Annotated in this window: 16 protein-coding genes; 8 read left to right on the top strand and 8 right to left on the bottom strand. The window is 42.8% G+C overall.

The window, feature by feature from the left end; genetic code table 11:
• Positions 1–92 precede the first annotated feature (92 nt).
• Positions 93–347 (bottom strand): hypothetical protein, encoded by a 255-nt coding sequence (locus tag FHW88_RS14530; protein ID WP_223266306.1) that lies wholly within the window; start codon positions 345–347, stop codon positions 93–95.
• A gap of 96 nt (positions 348–443) precedes the next feature.
• Complete coding sequence (locus tag FHW88_RS14525) at positions 444–809, bottom strand: PleD family two-component system response regulator (RefSeq protein ID WP_176626318.1); 366 nt, start codon at positions 807–809, stop codon at positions 444–446.
• A 208-nt stretch (positions 810–1,017) separates the two neighbouring features.
• Between FHW88_RS14525 and FHW88_RS14520 the strand changes: the two genes are divergently transcribed.
• Positions 1,018–2,028: a LacI family DNA-binding transcriptional regulator gene (locus tag FHW88_RS14520; protein ID WP_176626316.1), complete on the top strand. Its 1,011-nt coding sequence runs from the start codon at positions 1,018–1,020 to the stop codon at positions 2,026–2,028.
• An 83-nt stretch (positions 2,029–2,111) separates the two neighbouring features.
• On the opposite strand, the gene FHW88_RS14515 is transcribed toward FHW88_RS14520, so the two are convergent.
• Both FHW88_RS14515 and FHW88_RS14510 read right to left on the bottom strand, forming a co-directional pair.
• Positions 2,112–2,741, bottom strand: a complete 630-nt coding sequence (locus FHW88_RS14515) for an NAD(P)H-dependent oxidoreductase (protein WP_176626314.1) — start codon at positions 2,739–2,741, stop codon at positions 2,112–2,114.
• A 168-nt stretch (positions 2,742–2,909) separates the two neighbouring features.
• Entirely contained in the window at positions 2,910–4,811 is a 1,902-nt protein-coding gene (locus tag FHW88_RS14510; protein WP_176626312.1) for a 7TM diverse intracellular signaling domain-containing protein, read from the bottom strand.
• A 521-nt stretch (positions 4,812–5,332) separates the two neighbouring features.
• Here FHW88_RS14510 and modA point away from each other — a divergent pair.
• Genes modA through FHW88_RS14495 form a run of 3 tightly spaced genes read left to right on the top strand, consistent with a single transcriptional unit; the run spans position 5,333 to position 7,419 of the window.
• On the top strand, positions 5,333–6,109 hold the full coding sequence (gene modA, locus FHW88_RS14505) for a molybdate ABC transporter substrate-binding protein (protein ID WP_176626310.1): 777 nt from the start codon (positions 5,333–5,335) through the stop codon (positions 6,107–6,109).
• A gap of 15 nt (positions 6,110–6,124) precedes the next feature.
• Positions 6,125–6,796 carry a molybdate ABC transporter permease subunit gene (gene modB, locus FHW88_RS14500; RefSeq protein ID WP_176626308.1) on the top strand — a complete coding sequence of 224 codons (672 nt, stop codon included), beginning with the start codon at positions 6,125–6,127 and terminating at the stop codon, positions 6,794–6,796.
• Entirely contained in the window at positions 6,793–7,419 is a 627-nt protein-coding gene (locus tag FHW88_RS14495; RefSeq protein WP_176626306.1) for an ATP-binding cassette domain-containing protein, read from the top strand. The genes modB and FHW88_RS14495 overlap by 4 nt, the downstream gene beginning before the upstream one ends.
• Before the next feature lie 166 nt (positions 7,420–7,585).
• On the opposite strand, the gene FHW88_RS14490 is transcribed toward FHW88_RS14495, so the two are convergent.
• The 3 genes from FHW88_RS14490 to FHW88_RS14480 all read right to left on the bottom strand — a co-directional run bounded on the left by FHW88_RS14490 (position 7,586) and on the right by FHW88_RS14480 (position 9,737).
• Positions 7,586–8,218, bottom strand: a complete 633-nt coding sequence (locus FHW88_RS14490) for a hypothetical protein (RefSeq protein WP_129571791.1) — start codon at positions 8,216–8,218, stop codon at positions 7,586–7,588.
• 120 nt (positions 8,219–8,338) lie between these two features.
• Positions 8,339–8,617: a NifU family protein gene (locus tag FHW88_RS14485; RefSeq protein WP_090532767.1), complete on the bottom strand. Its 279-nt coding sequence runs from the start codon at positions 8,615–8,617 to the stop codon at positions 8,339–8,341.
• Positions 8,618–8,648: 31 nt separating this feature from the next.
• Positions 8,649–9,737 carry an Mrp/NBP35 family ATP-binding protein gene (locus tag FHW88_RS14480; RefSeq protein WP_090532765.1) on the bottom strand — a complete coding sequence of 363 codons (1,089 nt, stop codon included), beginning with the start codon at positions 9,735–9,737 and terminating at the stop codon, positions 8,649–8,651.
• Positions 9,738–9,852: 115 nt separating this feature from the next.
• Here FHW88_RS14480 and FHW88_RS14475 point away from each other — a divergent pair, with 115 nt between their 5' ends.
• The 4 genes from FHW88_RS14475 to FHW88_RS14460 all read left to right on the top strand — a co-directional run bounded on the left by FHW88_RS14475 (position 9,853) and on the right by FHW88_RS14460 (position 16,839).
• The gene (locus tag FHW88_RS14475; protein WP_090532763.1) at positions 9,853–12,105 is read left to right on the top strand and encodes a biosynthetic peptidoglycan transglycosylase; all 2,253 of its coding nucleotides are present in this window, start codon (positions 9,853–9,855) and stop codon (positions 12,103–12,105) included.
• Between the two features lie 626 nt (positions 12,106–12,731).
• On the top strand, positions 12,732–14,609 hold the full coding sequence (locus FHW88_RS14470; protein ID WP_176626304.1) for a glycoside hydrolase family 30 beta sandwich domain-containing protein: 1,878 nt from the start codon (positions 12,732–12,734) through the stop codon (positions 14,607–14,609).
• Positions 14,610–14,650: 41 nt separating this feature from the next.
• Positions 14,651–15,880 carry a family 16 glycosylhydrolase gene (locus FHW88_RS14465; protein WP_218117197.1) on the top strand — a complete coding sequence of 410 codons (1,230 nt, stop codon included), beginning with the start codon at positions 14,651–14,653 and terminating at the stop codon, positions 15,878–15,880.
• Positions 15,881–15,945: 65 nt separating this feature from the next.
• A complete protein-coding gene (locus tag FHW88_RS14460) occupies positions 15,946–16,839 on the top strand; it encodes a hypothetical protein (protein WP_176626302.1) in 894 nt (297 codons plus the stop codon).
• 194 nt (positions 16,840–17,033) lie between these two features.
• On the opposite strand, the gene FHW88_RS14455 is transcribed toward FHW88_RS14460, so the two are convergent.
• The gene (locus FHW88_RS14455; protein WP_176626300.1) at positions 17,034–18,959 is read right to left on the bottom strand and encodes a glycosyltransferase family 39 protein; all 1,926 of its coding nucleotides are present in this window, start codon (positions 18,957–18,959) and stop codon (positions 17,034–17,036) included.
• Positions 18,960–18,966 lie beyond the last annotated feature (7 nt).

The following is an 18,966-nucleotide window of genomic DNA, read 5'->3' as shown; positions in this document are numbered from 1 at the left end:
TGCAAGCAGGGGTATAGGATTTCTCCTCTCTCCCATTACAACTCCCCGCCTGTTCGTCGAAATGACAACTTTAATAAGAAATTATTAAGCTCCTACATCCTAAACCGCAAAGCAACCGAGCGTCCCAAAGCCTGCGCAAATTCGGGGTCAATTACCGGGCCTTCACCTTTTTGTACCCATACACGGCGGGCGTCTTTTTGAAGGATTATTTTCTCGCCATTTAACAGGATCTCAAGTTCGCTGGTGGTTGGGGTAATTGGCGAGGTATTAATTTGATACACGTGGTCGGTATCGTTAAAAGTTATTCTTAGTGGCAATCCCATCTTTATCTTCTCTACGGTAAACATACGTATCCCATGTTACAAAAGCAACAACAGGCGGCGGGCAATAACAAATTTCTACATTAACGGGTTAATTTACAGATCATTATTTTGCACATTTAATCAGGCGGCCAGTTGTAACTGAACCTTATGGATCAGGCTGTTCATGCCAAATGGCTTGTGCAAAACATCATCCGGCGCCCCTTTTTGCGGTTCCTGTGCTTCGGTTTCTTCGTTTTCTGAACAAACAATTACACGAAGATTTTCAGTGGCCCGGTTCAATTTAATAAGCCGGCATAGCTCACGGCCGTCCATGCTTTTATTAACAATATCCAGGATCACCAGGTCGGGGTGGCATGCTTTTATCGTCCTGAAAAGTTCATGGGCATGGGTTGACGAGGCTACTTCGTAACCTTTACCAAGCAGGATGTAAGTCATTACCTCTATCATCAGCTCGCTATCATCAACTATCAAAATTCGTTTTGCCATAAACCAGGTCCTGCTTTTTGTACTTATGTCATGCAAACCGCATGCCACTGATTAACTTACAGTTAACCTCTTGTCGTCCAGGCAGGGAGCTATTCCCGATAGAGCTATCTTTTGTAATGATATTTTGACAATTATGGCCTTAATGTTTAAACACAATTGATCTGTTTTATTACATTTGGCCTATAGGAAATAGATTTAGCGAGCGAAAATGGACAATATCAATATCAAAAAACTGGCAAAGGAACTCAATATCTCCACATCAACCATCTCGAGGGCCTTTAATGGAAATACTGATATTAATAAAGACACCAAAGAGCGGATCTTAGCCTACGCCAAACAACATAACTATTTGCCCAACCATTATGCCAGTAACCTCCGCGATAAAAAGACCAAAACCCTGGCTGTTATCGTTCCCGAAATAGCTAACGACTTTTTTTCGCAGGCTATCAATGGCATTGAAGAGGTTGCCCGTAAAAAGGGATTCTACATTTTGCTTTACCGCACCGACGACGTTTTTGAAAAGGAAGTATCGTTTGTAAATTACCTTAACAATGGTAAAGCCGATGGCATTATCATGTCAGTATCCGGCGAGGCCAGTGACCACAACTATCTGCGCCAGCTGGAAAAAAAGCATGTGCCTGTTGTTTTTTTCGACCGCGTTTACGAGGATATTGAGGCTGCCAAAGTAACTACTAACGACTATGACGCCAGTTTTGCAGCAACCGAACATCTTATTAAAACCGGGTGCAAAAAGGTTGCTTACCTGGTGGTTAACAAAAGTATTTCGATAGGTAAAGTGCGGATGCAGGGCTATATGGATGCGCTGGCTAAGCACAAGATCGTGTTTGATGACACTCTTGTTATTGATTGCAGCAACGATGAAAAGGAAAATTATAAGATTTTGAAAAAGGCCTTACAGGTAATCAAGCCTGATGGTATTTTCAGTTCGGTTGAACGTTTGGCTTTTGCCACCTACTACGTTTGTAATGACCTTGGCATTTCGATACCTAACGATCTGAAAGTGATTAGCTTTTCAAGCCTCAGGGTAGCCCCGCTCCTTTCTCCTCCTCTTTCAACCATAACGCAACCCGCTTACGAAATGGGCGTAAAGGCAGCAACTTTACTGTTCGATGTGCTGGAAAACAACGGCTCCGCTCCTAAAAAGCAACATGTATTGAAATCAAAACTGTTTATCAGGAAGTCTTCGATTGGTGAGTAGTGAATAGTTGATTAAGAGAGTGGTTTTGTTTCGGCAGCCGCAACCACTTAACTCAATCAACCACTCACCTAATCAACCTAAAATTACGCTTCAATAAAAAGCTCGCTTTGCGGCCTGCGTACTTTTAGCATTTTGCTGTAAGCGTCGTCTTCGGCACGGAAACCTACTGCGGCAATTACCGAGGTAGTTAAGCCTTTTTCTTTCAAGCCCAGGATCTCGTCGAATTTCGCAGCGTCAAAACCTTCCATTGGACCCGCGTCTACCCCAATTTCTGCAGCTTCAGCCAATAAAACCCCTAAAGCGATATAAGCCTGTTTGTGTGACCATTCAACTTTTTGCTCATCGGTACGGCTGGCCAGGGTGCCTAATACCATTTGCTCATAACCGGCAAGGCTCTCACGGGCAATGCTGCGGGTTGAAGCAACAAGGTCAATGAATTTTTTACCAAAATCCTCATCAAGGTTAGTTAATGAAGCAAACACAAACAGAGCCGATGAATCGGTAATCTGCGATTGGTCGTACCCAACGGCACGTAATTTCTTTCTTGTCTCTGCATCCTGCACAACAATCACCTTATATGATTGCAGGCCTAATGACGATGGTGCTAACTGAATGGCTGTTTTTAAAGCCTTTAACTGTTCTGCGCTTATTTTTTTGTTGGGATCGAATTTCTTAACGGCCGATCTCCATTGTAATTTTTCTACTAATGACATGATTATTTTCAAATGTTGAAACAAATATAGATGTTTAAACATATATGTTTAGCCATGCAATTGTAAATAGATAATTATTCCCCCTATTAAGTGGAAATAGATGTCATGCCTTTAGCGCTTCCTTACATACAGCTTTGGGGGTGAATTTCGCCTGACTTTATCCTGCTGTTAAGCATTCATGTCGATCACCAATTTACTCCACCCCTTATTCCCCGCATTTTTGATCTCTTTTTTACGCTGCTCCATTACTTTTTTTATGCGCGAGCTGTAAGCCCAGCAAGTGCTTTGACGGATAGAAAGAATTTCGGAAAGTTTGTGTGACGAGATCTTACCCTTGGTTGAATACATCAGGAAGATCATATAAAAAGCTTTATTGATAGGGATCCGGGTATTTTGCAGTATGGTGTAAGCTATTACCGACTCCTCATAACCACATTTTGAACACCGGCGGCTGTAAGGGAGGTGCCCGCTGCCGTAATGCGTATTGCTGCACTTACGGCAGGCATAACCATGCTCCCATTTCAGATCAGACAGGAATTTGAAGCAGGTTTCCCTGTCGGGATAAATGCGGCTAAACTCTTCAAAGTCAACTTCGGTGAGCATTACCCTATCGTGTGTTACTTTTTCAATATCATTATGCAGGATAATGTTGTCTTTTTCGAGGAGTACATTCATGCGCGAGATCTCTTCGGCCTGTTGCTGCAGCAGCTCATTAACTGATTTAAGCTCCTCATTTTGCTCCGCTATCATTGATGACTTTTCAACCAGCTCGCGGGTGCGTTCCTGCACCTGGGCTTCAAGGCTGCGGTTCAGTGTATCTTTCAGCTCTTCGTTTTGCTTCATCTGGGCTATAATATCCTGCTGGGCAATGTCCTTTTCTTTTTTAAGGATCCGCACCTTATCCCCTATAGCAAAAGAGATGAACAGCATCTCCATAATAAAACAAATACTAAGACTGTAGTAATCAAACTCGGTAACAGGCAGCCACCAGATATTTAGTGCTATACAGCTTTTAATCACAAAGCCGGTAAGTAAAAAAGTGTACCCAATAACAAAGAACCGCGCCGGTTTATACCCTTTTATCAACACATAACACCCCGCATAAAAAGAAATGCACAGCGGCAAAAACTCGATGATCTTGTAGTTAAACCAGGCCAAATTAATGGTAATGCAAGCCAGGAAATAAATGCACCTGAAAATGATCACCCACTTGATCACTTTATTTAAACGCGGGGCATTAACTTTTAAATTGAGCAGGCTTTGAGCAAAAAGGATGGCAAAAATACTGGCCGAGAACAGGGCGATACCATACGCATAATTGTTCCAGCCGGGATAGTTTGGCCAGATGTACTGGTAAGCTATGCCATCGGCACACATTTCATAAAGGCCAATACTTAAGTTATAAATGATGTAATACAGGTACTGTACCTGGCGCATGGCTATGAACATCATTAAATTGTACAGGCCAAAAACCAGGATCATACCGTAAAAAACACCAAAGAAAAAATATTCGTCGAGCGCGTAACCAATAAAGCGGCTTACCGTACGCAATACCATGATCACATTAACCGAATGCCCCGAACGGATGCGGATATAATAAACATCATCGGGCCCCTGGCTGCTGTTGATATTAAAGCTAAAGTTTTTGTGTTTGTAAAAGCGCGCGGCAAAAGGGCGGCTACTGCCAAGCGACGTTACCTGGTAAGTATTTTTAACGGGCGAATAAACGGTAATACTGTCGATAGTTTGATCAAAAAACTCCAGGATCCAGTTGTTGCTGGTGGCATTGGCCTTGCCAATTTTTATGCGGTACCAATAAGCCGATTTGTTGTTACGGGTAACGGGGGTTGGTTCCTGGTTAACTGCGAATTTGCCTGCTAAGTAAGCATCGTGAATATCATCGAGGCCGAGTTTTCCGGTTGTGTCCTCAAAATAAACTATCTGCTTATATTCAAAAATGTGCTGGTTTACTTTGTCGCTTATTTGAACCGTGGTTTGAGCTATGCTTGTTGAAAAGCATAAGCAAAACAATATAATACCGATAAAAGATCTCAGTAAAAGTTTAAACATAGGCTTGGGAAATGGATGTATTCCGCACCTGTAATGGTGGTTTCACTACAGGCGCGAAAGAAATGGTTGTTTGGTTAGCGTCAGGCCGGATACAATTATAATATTTTTATTTTTCTATTCCTATTAAAAGTACATTAAACAGTGATTTAAAATGTTAATTTTTAGCCATTTGTTGTTAATATCCGGGAATTACTATACATAAATAGTCACAGGCCCATTTACTAAAGTGTCCGAAGCGGTTTTTCCATCTATTTCATATTAAAAGGCTACGCCTAAAAAACAACGCTGGCATTTCTCATCAGGCGTATTTTTAAAGCCGGCGCACGCGGCGCCCGACCGTTTTATCATTGTTAAAATTTGATTTATCAGATAACTTAACATGACTAATATATGAACCGCTATTGGTTATAACAAGCGTATATTTGTAGTGTTAGGCATCAAAACATCGCTTTTCAAAAATCACGATGTGCTTCATTACCAAAACGAAAACTGTTGCCTGCAAGCTAAAAACTATAAAACCGATGCAAAGCGAACATTACAATACCGGGCTTAAAAAAAGCATTCTTTTTTTATTCGCACTGCTATTTACAGCAAGCTTAACCGTAAATGCCCAAAATATCCGGGTGGCGGCAGCTGCTAACCTACAGCCGGTAATGGAGGTTTTACAAAAAGATTTTAAGCAAAAAACAGGAATTACTATTGATGTTGTTATAGGCTCATCGGGTAAGCTGGTAGCTCAGATCAGCAACGGCGCGCCGTTTGATGTGTTTTTATCGGCAGATATGACCTTTCCCGAAACACTGTTTAAAAATGGTTTTGCAAAAGAAAAACCGGTAGTGTACGCCTCGGGCAGCCTGATCATTTGCAGTACGCAAAACATTGGTTTTGAAAACTGGGAACGCCTGCTGCTTTCGGCAAGGATAAAAAAAATCGCCATAGCAAATCCGGCTATAGCGCCTTATGGTAAAGCTGCCGAGCAATCGCTCAGGGATAAGGGGATTTTGGATGATGCTAAATCGAAGGCCGTTTATGGAGAAAGCATATCGCAGGTAAATACTTACATTACCACAGGCGTGGCCGATATCGGTTTCACTACCCAATCGCTGGTAAAGGAACTGGGAAATAAAACACCGCTGTTTTATATGGTCGTCGATCCCAAAACTTACGATCCCATACTGCAGGGTATCGTGATCCTGAAACACGGAGCGACTAATCCTGCGGCCGGAAAATTTTACCGGTACATTTTAAGCCCGGCGGCTAAAAGTATTTTTAAAGCGTATGGTTATAGGGTGCAATAATTTGTATTTTTATCGATGGACCTATCGCCCATATGGCTCACATTAAAATTAGCAGGCGTCACCACGCTTTTGCTACTGCTTATCGGGCTGCCATTTGCCTGGTGGCTTTCAAGGGGAAGATCGTTTATCAAGATCATTTTCGAAGCAATTATTACTATGCCTTTGGTGTTGCCGCCATCGGTATTGGGCTTTTATCTGCTGCTGGCGTTTAGTCCGCAGCATGGTTTAGGGAAATGGCTGCATGATACTTTTGATGTACAACTGGTTTTTTCCTTTCCGGGCTTGGTCCTGGCTTCGGTAATTTATAGTATGCCTTTTATGGTGGGTCCTGTAAAATCCGCTCTGCAGCAATTGCCGGTTTCATTAGCCGAAGCGTCATACACATTGGGTAAAACCGAATGGCAAACGTTCAGGTATGTACTGCTGCCCAACATCAAACCATCATTATTAACCGCCGCGGTTTTAACCTTTGCCCACACGCTGGGTGAGTTTGGTGTTGTACTGATGATTGGCGGCAATATCCCCGGTGTTACCCGTGTAGCTTCTATTGCGGTATATGATTCGGTAGAGAAGATGGACTATGCCTCGGCCAATAACTATTCGCTTATTTTATTTTCCATCACTTTTGTGTTGGTGATAGCTGTTTTTATGTTCAATAAATACCAGGCGAAAGGCCCCATAGCATGATCAGTATAGATATTGAAATAAAACTGAAAGCCTATCATGGCGGGCAATTGCTGAAGATAAAACGGCAGTTTGTTTCCGGGAGCATTACCAAAATTTGGGGGCCTTCGGGGTCCGGAAAAACTACATTGCTTAAAATGATAGCCGGTCTGTCATCGCCCCGAAAAGGGAAGATCATAGCGGACGGAATTACCTGGTTTGATGATGACCAACCGATCAACTTATCGCCGCAAAAAAGGCATATCGGCTTCGTATTTCAAAACTACGCCCTGTTCCCAAACATGACGGTGCAGCAACACCTGGAGTATGCCAGCAATGATACCGGCTGGATAAAGCGCCTGCTGCAATTGGGACAACTGGATAACTTTACCACCCACAAGCCCGATCACTTATCCGGCGGGCAACAACAGCGGCTGGCGATTTTGAGGGCATTGGCTACCAAACCAAAGCTGCTTTTAATGGATGAACCGTTTTCGGCACTGGATAGCAAGATGAAAACTTTGCTGATTGCTGAACTTAAGCTTTTACTTAAGCAATTAGGGATTACTACTATTGTAGTAAGTCATAATTTGCAGGAGCTGGAAGATTTTGAAGGGGAAGTGATGGATTTTGATGATGAGGTTTAAATCTCTTATAAATATTTTTCGACTTGCGCTCGTTTTTAACGAGTACTTAATGTGGTTTGGCGTTTGCAACGCCATTTCCGGCGCTTACTTTACAAACGTAAGCCCATTTTAAGCACTCATCACAGATAAGCGCAAGTTGTAGGATTAACAACCAAAATCTTAATGATTATTTACTACTACTCTTATCCCCATCAGATATCGACTTGATGAGGCTACCCCATGCCAGCGGATTTAATAGTGGATTGGGTGTAAGCGAGTGCGAATTCAGTATGCTGGTGTGCATGGCCTGCGCATTGGCCGATTGTATTTCCTGGGCATCGCGGGGCAAAGTATTGTACAGGGCCGATAGGGTTGCCTTGCTGATATTTTTGCGGGCAATCTCCAAATCGTCATCAGCAAGTTTTATAGCCAGGAAATCTTTTTTAAACTCATCGGTGGTGGCCCATGGAAACACGTGAAATGTAGGCAGGTTGATGATCTGCGCTTTCAGGGATACCTGGGTAGTATAACTTTCATTTGGCAGATTGGACGGGATAACCACGGTAACCGGGGCATAGCCAACGCAGGTGAAGCGGAGGGTATCGCGTTCATGTACTACAAATGAAAAGTATCCCTTATAGTTTGATACGTTAATGATATTATGTGCCGAAGTATTGGTAATGGTTACATAAGGGATGGTGATCTTTACGCTATCGGCATTATGTGTAATACCGGTAAACTGCACAACGGGGCGGTCTTTGCTTTGTGCAAAAGCGCCCATTGAAACAAATAACAGCAGTAAACCAAATAAATATTTCATAAAACCATTAACTACTTAGCTCAACATATATTACGCTGCGAGGGTCAAAATAGTTTTTAAACTTCATCAAAAATAAGTCATATCCCCCAATTGAACCGGGGATTTAACAAATCTTAACAACTACCTTAAATTTTCGGGAAGCACGGCATTGGGGTCATCAATGTCCGTTAGGTTTATGGCCTCAATGGCGGTAATTTCGGGCACAGCTTTTTTAATAGCCTGCTCAATACCTGCTTTAAGGGTCATGATACTCATTGGGCATGATCCGCATGAACCCAACAGCTTTAATTTAACAACATTTTCAGGAGTTATCTCCTCAACAGAAACATTCCCCCCATCAGCCTCCAAATACGGACGGATAGTATCTAAAGCTGCTTCAACCTGATTTAATAAACTCATTTTTATTAATTTATAACGTTATGTAAAGTTATTAATTATTTACAATATTTTCTGCACTCAATGCTTTGGCATTTGATATGGCCACCTGCTGGGCAACACGCTCGGCCATTTTCACAAAAGCAGCGGTCATCGGGCCATCTTCTTCAAGCACCGTCGGCTTGCCGGCATCGCCCGAATCACTAATGCCTTTAATCAGCGGGATCTCGCCCAGGAACGGAACATCAAGCTGTGCAGCCAGTTTTTGTCCACCGCCTTTACCAAATATATAATACTTGTTTTCGGGCAGTTCGGCAGGTGTAAAGTACGACATGTTTTCAACCACCCCCAGTATAGGCACATTAATAGCTGGCATCATAAACATACCAATACCTTTTTTAGCATCGGCAAGGGCCACGTTTTGCGGCGTGGTAACAATTACAGCGCCCGTTACCGGGAAGCTTTGCGTTACCGTGATGTGAATATCGCCTGTACCCGGCGGCAGGTCTATCACCAGGTAATCCAGCTCGCCCCAGTCGGCATCATTGAACAGTTGTTTTACAGCGGTAGATACCATCGGTCCGCGCCATGGCACCGGCTGATTAGGATCGGTAAAGAAACCTATCGACAGTAATTTGATCCCGTATTTTTCAATCGGTTCAATTCGGGTTTTGCCATCAACCTGGCTGGCCATTGGGCGGGCACCCTCCAGGCCAAACATAATGGGCACCGAAGGACCGTAAATATCAGCATCGATCATTCCCACCTTTGCGCCCGATTTTGCCAGGCCCAAAGCAAGGTTTGCCGCTACAGTTGATTTACCAACCCCGCCTTTGCCCGAAGCTACGGCAATAATATTTTTTACGCCCGGAACCCCGGTATTTTTTTGAGTAGTTACACGCGAGGTCATGTTGATATTGATAACGGCCTCTTTGCTTACAAAATGTAGGATAGCATTACGGCAGGCATTCTCAATCATGGCCTTAAGCGGGCAGGCCGGCGTAGTCAGGATCACCGAGAAGCTAACGTTGTTGCCATCAATATGAATATCCTGGATCATGTTAAGCGTTACCAGGTCTTTTTTCAGATCCGGCTCTTCAACGTTGCCCAGTGCCTGTAAAACTTGTTCTTTAGTAATTGTCATAATATGAGGCAAATTTATGAAAACAGGTGGTTGATTAAGTTTATCAGGAAACAATTTGCAAAAACAACCGTTTGCAGGGGATAAGATTTAGTTTAGTTTTGGATAAAATTAACAAATGAAGCGCCTTAATCCTAAATATATACGCATAGCCGCATACATTCTCGTTCCCTTAATTCTTATTCTGCTTATCGGCGGATATGTTGCCTACTCAAAACGCGGAGCCCTGCTCGAAAAAGCCATTGACAAAGCTAAATTAAAAGCAAAGAGGGATTATAATTTAGATGTAAAAATAGGATCGGCAAAGTTTACGGGCCTTAGCACCGTTTCATTCTCGGATATCAGCATCGTACCGGATGGCCGCGATAGTTTGCTGAACATCAAAAATTTTGTGGTAAGTGTACGGATAATGCCGCTGGTGCTTGGTGAGGTAAAACTATCAGATGTGGTATTACAGGATGGCTTCATTAGCCTTGTTAATAAAAACGGGGTCAAGAATTTCGATTTTCTTTTCAAAAAGAAAAAGGACTCAACAGCCACCGATACCAAAGCCGATTTGAGCCATCTTGCCGATAACCTGATCAACCAGTTGCTTTATAAGATTCCGGATAACTTATCGCTCCATAATTTCAGGATCAGTTTTAAGAGCGACAGCGATCAACTTAAACTTTTAGCGCAAACAGCCCTAATCAAAGACGGGCAGCTGAGCTCAACCATAAAAGTTAATGACGGGGAAGCCACCTGGCATTTCGCCGGCAAAATGCATCCATCGGACAAGGATATCGACGTAATGCTTTATGCCGATGGCAAAAAAGTAGAGCTACCTATCATTGAAAAGAAATTTAACCTGAAGCTTAATTTTGATACTCTGCAAACCAAACTTACCGAGGAAGACCACAGCAGCGGTGAAACCAGGATCTCGGGTTCATGGTCGGTTAAAAACCTGCTTATTCGCCATCCGGGCATTTCGTCTACTGATATTGTGTTGCCCGCGGCTGCTATTGATGCCGATGTTAAAGTAGGCACTAATTATATATCTATTGATAGTACTTCGCTTATCCATATTAAAAAATTAACGGCGCACCCATACGTTAAGTACACACTTAACCCGGTAAAAATTTATGAGCTGAAGCTCAATACCGGCTGGCTTAATGCGGCTGATATTTTCGATTCATTCCCTACCGGGATGTTTGATGCCCTTGACGGGATCCAGGTTGCCGGCAAGCTGAATTACCACATGAATTTTTACATGGATTCTTCAAAGCCCGACGATTTGATATTTGACTCGGGCATGGATAAAGATAACTTCCGGATCCTGAAATTTGGACGTACCGATTTAACCAAGCTTAACAGCCCGTTTGTTTATACACCATATGAAAAGGGCAAACCAATGGCCCCGCACCTGATAGGCCCCGAAAACCCGGAGTTTACGCCGCTGCAGCAGATCTCACCCAATTTGAGAAACGCGGTAATGACGGCCGAAGATCCATCTTTTTACACCAACCATGGCTTTGTGATGGAAGCCATCCGCAAATCAATAGCTACCGATTTTAAAACAAAGAAGTACAAACGCGGCGGCAGCGGCATATCGCAGCAGTTGGTTAAAAACGCCTACCTGAGCCGGGAGAAAACCCTGTCGCGCAAAATAGAGGAGATCCTGATTGTATGGCTTATTGAAAATAACCGCATCATGACCAAAGACAGGATGCTGGAAGTTTACTTTAACATCATTGAATGGGGCCGTAACATTTACGGTATTGGTGAGGCCTCGCATTATTACTTTGGCAAATCGCCGTCTGAGCTTAGTTTGGGAGAAAGCATTTACCTGGCCAGCATTGTCCCCTATCCTAAAGGCGGTTTATACGCCTTTCAGCCTGATGGCACCTTACGACCGGGACTGCATGGCTACTTTAACCTGATTGGTAAACTGATGGCTATGAAGGGTTATACCGCCCGGGATACCAATGCTTACGGATTTTACGAAGTGCGGTTAAGGGAAGGCCTGCGCCGTCAGATTGCCCCTGTTGATACTGCTACTGCCGATAGCCTTATGAAACAAGGCGGAGCAGATGACGATGGTATTTTACCAGTTGTTGAAGAGCCTGTAAAAAGGCCTAACTTTTTCCAGCGCCTTTTTGGTAAAAAAGATACCACCGAAGAAAAAGCCGAGGAAAAATTGAAACAAAAAGAACAAACGATAAAGGAGCAGCTCAAAGCTCAGATAGAAGCACTGAAAGCCGAATATAAACTCAAGATTGACGCTGTGGACACCACCGGCGGCCGGACACGAAAAGAAGTACGGCAGGAAAAACGGCGGCTGAAGGACGAAGAACGGGAAAAGGAAAAAGAATTGAAAGATAAGATGCCATAAGTGAGCGTAAACGAGACGCAAAACGGACATTCTGCTTGGCAGAATGTCCGTTTTTGCGTCTTCCCCTTTTTGACGCAAGTCTCGTACGGCTGGCATGAGGGACGATGACTTGCGCTTTCTGGAAAGAGTTAAATTAATACGATACCTCAACCTCCAATTGTATCGTCCTAAACAGTTTACAGATTAATTCATATCTAAATATATCCGCGCATATATAGTCTGAGGCTACCCTTCCCTCTCTTTTTTACTTAAAATTAATTGCGAAGTAAGCGTATCACAAAAAAAATCTCATCGCAACAGAAACGTTGCACAGGCTATTTAAACTAATTTTTGCCCTCTTTAACACTGTGATGCAAGCGTATTAAATTATACATAATACACTATAAATCAATTAATTATGAACATTTTTCTTGATTGATCCGTTTAAATTACTGTAGATTTGTAATGCCAATTTTAAGCTACGCATAAACCTGCTTCATGGAAAACAGTAACGGTCGGGCGTATTTACCCTGACCAATGCTTTGATATTCTTAAGCAACAGTTAAATATTGTTACAAATATTAAATTGTTGCATAGGGGCTTATGTGATATTTTTTTGAATATCAATCAACTAAATAAACAACTCAATGAAAATCAATTACCAATTAAAGCGGTTCGCAGTCCTCACCCTGCTCTCCACCGCTGCTTTTTACTCTTGTAAAAAGAATGTGAACAACAACGAAGCACCCGATCAAAAAACAAGCGGCACCGTAGCACGGGCCGCTAACGAAGTAGTGAATGCCTGGGTTACTACTGCCGATCAATCAAAGCTTTTACAGGCACAAGCCAGCTTTAATTTTGGTGCCGATGCCGGTACTAATGCAACAACTATTACAGTAGACGAAAACCAAACCTACCAGGGAATAGACGGTTTCGGCTTTACTTTAACCGGGGGCAGTGCCGGACTACTTAACGGCCTTGGCGCCAACCAAACCAATGTGCTTAACGAGCTTTTTGGCACAGCCAACGGCCAGATCGGGATCAGCTATATCCGGATCAGCATCGGTGCCTCCGATCTTAGCTCAAGCGATTTCACCTACAACCAAACCGCCGGCGATTTTAACATGAACAACTTCAGTATCAGCGCCGAAAACCAGGACCTGCTACCGATCCTGAAAAAGATCATCGCCATAAACCCATCTATCAAAATTATAGCTACCCCATGGACAGCCCCTACCTGGATGAAGGTAAACACCACCGGCAATAACGGCTATACCGGCGGCAGCCTCAATACAGCAGCAGGTTATTATGACGCCTATGCCCGCTATTTTGTAAAATACCTGCAGGCCATGCAGGCCCAGGGAATTACCATTGATGCCATTACCCCTCAAAATGAACCGCTTAACCCATACAACAACCCAAGTATGGTAATGCAGCCGGATGAGCAGGCCAATTTTATTAAAAACAACCTCGGCCCGCAAATCAGGGCGGCAGGCTTTCAAACCAAGATCATTGCCTATGACCACAACACCGACAGGATTGATTATCCCGAAACCGTGTTAGCTGATGGCGGCGCCAATCCCTATGTTGACGGATCAGCGTTTCACCTGTATGCGGGCAATATCAGCTCACTAACTGATGTACACAACGCCTATCCAAATAAAAACGTTTATTTCACCGAGCAATGGGTTGGCGCACCAAGCAATTTTGGCGGCGATCTGTCATGGCATGTTAATACACTCATTATTGGTGCTACCCGCAACTGGAGCCGCAATGTTTTGGAATGGAACCTGGCCTCCGACCCAAACAACAACCCGCATACACCGGGCGGCTGCAGTACCTGTTTGGGAGGTATCACTGTTAGCGGTACTTCTATCACCCGAAATGTTGGCTATTACATTATCGGTCATGCATCGCGGTTTGTACGCCCGGGCGCTGTGCGGATTTCTTCCAATTTATCGGGCAGTATCCAAAACGTGGCCTTCAAAAATTCTGACGGCAGCAAAGTACTTATCGCCCTTAACAATGGCTCATCAAGCGTAAGCTTTAAAGTTAAATGGGGCGCGGAATCTTTTACTTACACTTTAGCGGCGGGCGCTGTAGCAACCTTTAAATGGACCGGCACCCAAAGTTCAGCATCAGGCCCGCCCATAGGTTCAATAATTACCTTTAAAGGCTTTAATAACCTGTACGTAAGCAGCGAAAACGGCACGCAGGCCATGAATTGCAACCGGTCTACCGCCTCAGCATGGGAACAATTTACCGTTGTTGATGCCGGTGGGGGCAAAATAGCTTTGATGGCCATGAATAAATACGTATCGTCAGAAAACGGGACACAGGCCATAACCTGCAACCGCACAACCTTTGGCGACTGGGAAAAATTTGACTGGATCCCCACAACCGATGGCAAGGTTACCCTCCGCGGCAATAACGGCAAATTTATATCCAGCGAGAACGGTACACAACCCATGACCTGCACCCGTGCAACAGCATCAGGTTGGGAAGCTTTTGGTATAAACCAATAACTACTTACAAAACCAATCAATTATTTACCCATACTATCATTATGAAACAACTTTTAAATTTTGCGAAGAGTGCCGCTACGGCATCGGCATTCATGCTTTTAATTTCATCCTGCAGCAAGGACATGAACAAAACCTCACCTACCATTAAAACAGCCGATGAAACGGCAGGATCAACAACCACGCCAAGGGCAGGCACACTGCTATGGAGCGACGAGTTTAACGGCACAAGCGTTAACACCAACAACTGGAATATTGATAACGGCAACCCCAATGTCAATAATGAAAAAGAATATTACCAGTCGGCAAACGCCACGGTATCAGGCGGTTTCCTTACCATTACTGCCCGCAAGCAATCCGTTGGAGGCCAGCCCTATACATCAGCCAAATTAACTACAGCCGGTAAATTCCAGCCTACCTATGGTCGTATTGAGGCAAGCATTAAGCTGCCGGCAGTACAAGGTACATGGCCGGCATTCTGGATGCTGGGCGCAAACATCGGCACTGTAAACTGGCCCCAATGCGGCGAAATTGACATTATGGAACAGGTAAACACCTCCAATACCATTTTGGGCACCATGCACTGGTATAACAACGGCGGCCACGTGCAATATGGCGGCAGTACCACCACAACGCCAACAGGTTTCCATACTTATGCGGTTGAGTGGGATGCCAATTCTATCCGCTGGTATGTGGATAATACGCTGTATGTAACCGGTAATATTGCCAATAATATCAACAATACCGGCGCATTTCATAATCCGTTCTTTATTATCCTTAACCTGGCCATCGGCGGCGATTTGCCCGGTAATACCATTAACGATGGCGCCTTACCTTGCAACATGGTGGTTGATTATGTACGGGTTTATGACCTGTCGGGCAGCAGTACAAACCCTCCTATTGGTCAAACTATCACTTTAAAAGGTTTTAATAACCAATATGTTAGCAGCGAAAATGGCACACAAGCCATGAATTGTAACCGTGCTACTGCATCAGCATGGGAGCAATTTACTGTAGTTGATGCCGGGGGCGGTAAAGTTGCTCTTCAGGCGATGGGTAAATACGTATCAAGCGAAAACGGCACACAAGCCATTACCTGTAACCGCACCACAGTAGGCGACTGGGAAAAATTTGACTGGGTACCTACAACCGATGGTAAAGTTACTTTTAGGGGTAATAACGGTAAGTTTATTTCCAGCGAAAACGGCACTCAACCCATGACTTGTAACCGGGCAACGGCATCGGGCTGGGAGGCTTTCGGTGTAAACCAGTAATTTAAAATGATATATTTAGCCTGCTCTTTTTAAAAGGGCAGGCTTACTTGCTATATAAACCTGCCATGAAAAAATTTACCGGCTTTTGCTTTTTGTGGTTAATAATAGGCCTGCGTACATTATATGCCCAATCGGGCAGAAACAAATTGGAGTTTAATCTTACCGATGGCTATCAGCGCGAGAATTTTCACTGGTCGATAGCCGGCAATAGCAATGGTCAAAGCCCCAATGTTTTTTCGGAGCTGAAATGGACAAAGCTGAGCGGGCAAAGTGTTGAAGCCTCATTACAATATAATGTATATCAACGATTTAACATTTATGCAGATTACGCCCGGCAGTTTATCACCTCGGGCTCGGTAAATGATTCGGACTATAGCACCGATAACCGTACCGGTAATACCTATAATGAAACATTTGATGCTGGCAAGGGGAGCACACAGGGTTGGGCGCTTGGTGCAGGTTACAAATTAGTTGATAATGAACAATTTAGCTTTATACCTTACGCAGGATACAGCGATAACCGGCAATCCCTTTATTTATATGGTAGTGGTAACCGCTTTCCGAACTTGAACAGCAGCTACCAAACTAAATGGAAAGGCGTATTCATCAAAGCCCTTGCATCTTTAAAACTCACTGAAAAGCTGAAGGTTAATGCCGATATCACCTACAACCAGGTAGGTTATAATGCCCGGGGCAACTGGAACCTCATCACCACTTTTCAGCACCCGGTTAGCTATCGGCACCACGCCAATGGATATGGCTTAAATATGAACGGCGCGTTGGCTTATTCAATCACAAATTACATAGCCATTCAGGCTGGTGGCGGATACCTGCATTGGCAAACAGGTAATGGTACCGATGAGCTTTATCTCAATAGTGGCGAGGTGGATAAAACACAGATGAACGGGGCGTATAGGAATGGCTTTAGGGTATTTGGAGGAGTTATTATTTCGTTGTAGGTGAAAAGGTTCCACGTGGCACACTGGGGCCATGACAAACTCGGACGCGCGCGAATTAAACAATATCCTTTCATTCTTATTATCAGGTGCTTATAAAGCAGTATTTTTGAAGATAGCTTAAATGCCGACAGAAATAGGGCTCATTATAAGCTGGCATCATCTATATATTTAAAATACAACCAACTGATCTAAAGTTATTTATATAAAAAAATAATTTTATTCTTTACCGATTGGTTGTAGAAGCGCCTTCCATTAAAATCCATGTAAGGTTTATTAATAATAGTAGAAACTATACAATCAAGTTTTTCGGGTGTGACATACAGCTTATTTGACACATTAGCTACGTTAACATAGATGGGGTTTATTGGCCTGCTAAAACAGTCTTTAAACAAAGGGTATTGCCAGTCATCTATCCCGAGGTTAATGCCTATATTACTGTAGTTTGAATCTTTAATAGATTGATATACTCCATTATATTCCTTGTATGATTCGGGTTTGTTTACAAAGTACTGCTGGTAACGAGGTTGGTTTATAATATTGGTATAAGGCCTGAGGCTGTTATGAAGCACAACCAACAACGCATACACCAAAAATAGGGGGACTATACCATTAAATAATTTCTTAAATAACCTGAAATTGTTCAGAGCAGAACAAATTAACGGTATCGAGAGCAGGAAAAACGGAATATGAAGCCTTGAATGCCAGGGCTGCCATTTTAAATATAAGCAGAACAACGAAACCTGGAGCATAATTATCACCATTAACCATATAACATATTGGTTCATCTTTTTTCCCTTACTGAAAACCCCTTGAATCACTAACATCATAAAGGCGGCAAACGAAAAAATAAAATGAAGCATATTAGGTGCAGTATCCTCGTTGGTAACCGGGCTTTTTGTGCTGAATTTATTATTACGATAATTAACGGCAGGATCATTGATATCAATACCTACTATACGATGGAATTTATAAATAACACTATCTGATACTTGTGCAACGTCACCAACATACATCAGGCATAAATGTAAACCCGCATTTTTTATGCAGTTTGATAAAAAGAACCCGGCGTTCATTTTTTGGTTCGAATACTCTTTTGATTCCTGTTTATCAAGGCCTAATATATTGCCCCACAACTTATAATTGCGGCTATAATGCCCTGCATTTACCGACAAAAAGCACATTACAGCAACAAGCGAAAACCACAAGTAATTGTATTTAAATGTTTTACTAAAACTTATTACAACGGTAATAATTGCGAAGAGAATAATCGGGGTAAGGTATAAATAACCGGTGCCTTTAGTAAAAACACTTAAGCCGATTGAAAAACCAAAAAAAATAAAATGTTTGAGTTTACAGGTTTTTGCAGCCTCTATGGCAAAATACAAAGCTGATATTACGAATAGCGATATCACAACATCATTTTGGGTACTTGAAGCCTGCAAAATAACTTCAGGAACAGTGCAGGTTAACAATATCCCGGCTATTTTATATTCGCGCCCAAGGCCAAGCTTTTCAATGATTAGCACTATAGCTAACACCACAAATAAAAAATAAAAGAACTGCACAGCATTTGAAAGATAATCTCCCCCCGATAGCAAATTGATATGCATTATTACATATTCGGCAAAGGGGGGCTGATACAGCTGGCGTGTAATATCAGTTGCATAATGATCTACCGATTGATGACTTACCCAACTGGTGATCCTTGCGAGGTGATAAGTCATGGAATCCCAATTATTTGGAGGATATATTATGCCCTGGATAAAAATCAATATCAGCATAAGCGCAATCCCAGCCATTAACGTAAGTTGAAGTTTAGTTAATGTTTTTAGTTTTTTACCTGTGTCAAGCTTTATATTATTGATGAAACTAAACAACCTGTTTTTATTCAAATACAAATAAACTGCATTGATAACACCAAACAAGCCCCATGAAATTAATATGCCTAAAAAGTTTAACCGGTGCAGGCTACTTAACAATTCGGTAATGAATACTATTAACACAGAAAACAATATTATACTGATCAGTAGGATCTCTTTTCTGCTATTGCCTGGTTTATAATAAATACCCAGGCTAAAAAATATCAATATAAAACCGGCAAAAAGGAGTAATACAGGCATAGCATTG

It is taken from the genome of Mucilaginibacter sp. SG538B, assembly GCF_013376065.1.
GTDB lineage: Bacteria > Bacteroidota > Bacteroidia > Sphingobacteriales > Sphingobacteriaceae > Mucilaginibacter > Mucilaginibacter rubeus.
Note: the sequence above shows the minus strand (reverse complement) of the source record. Positions and strands in the feature narration are given on the sequence as shown.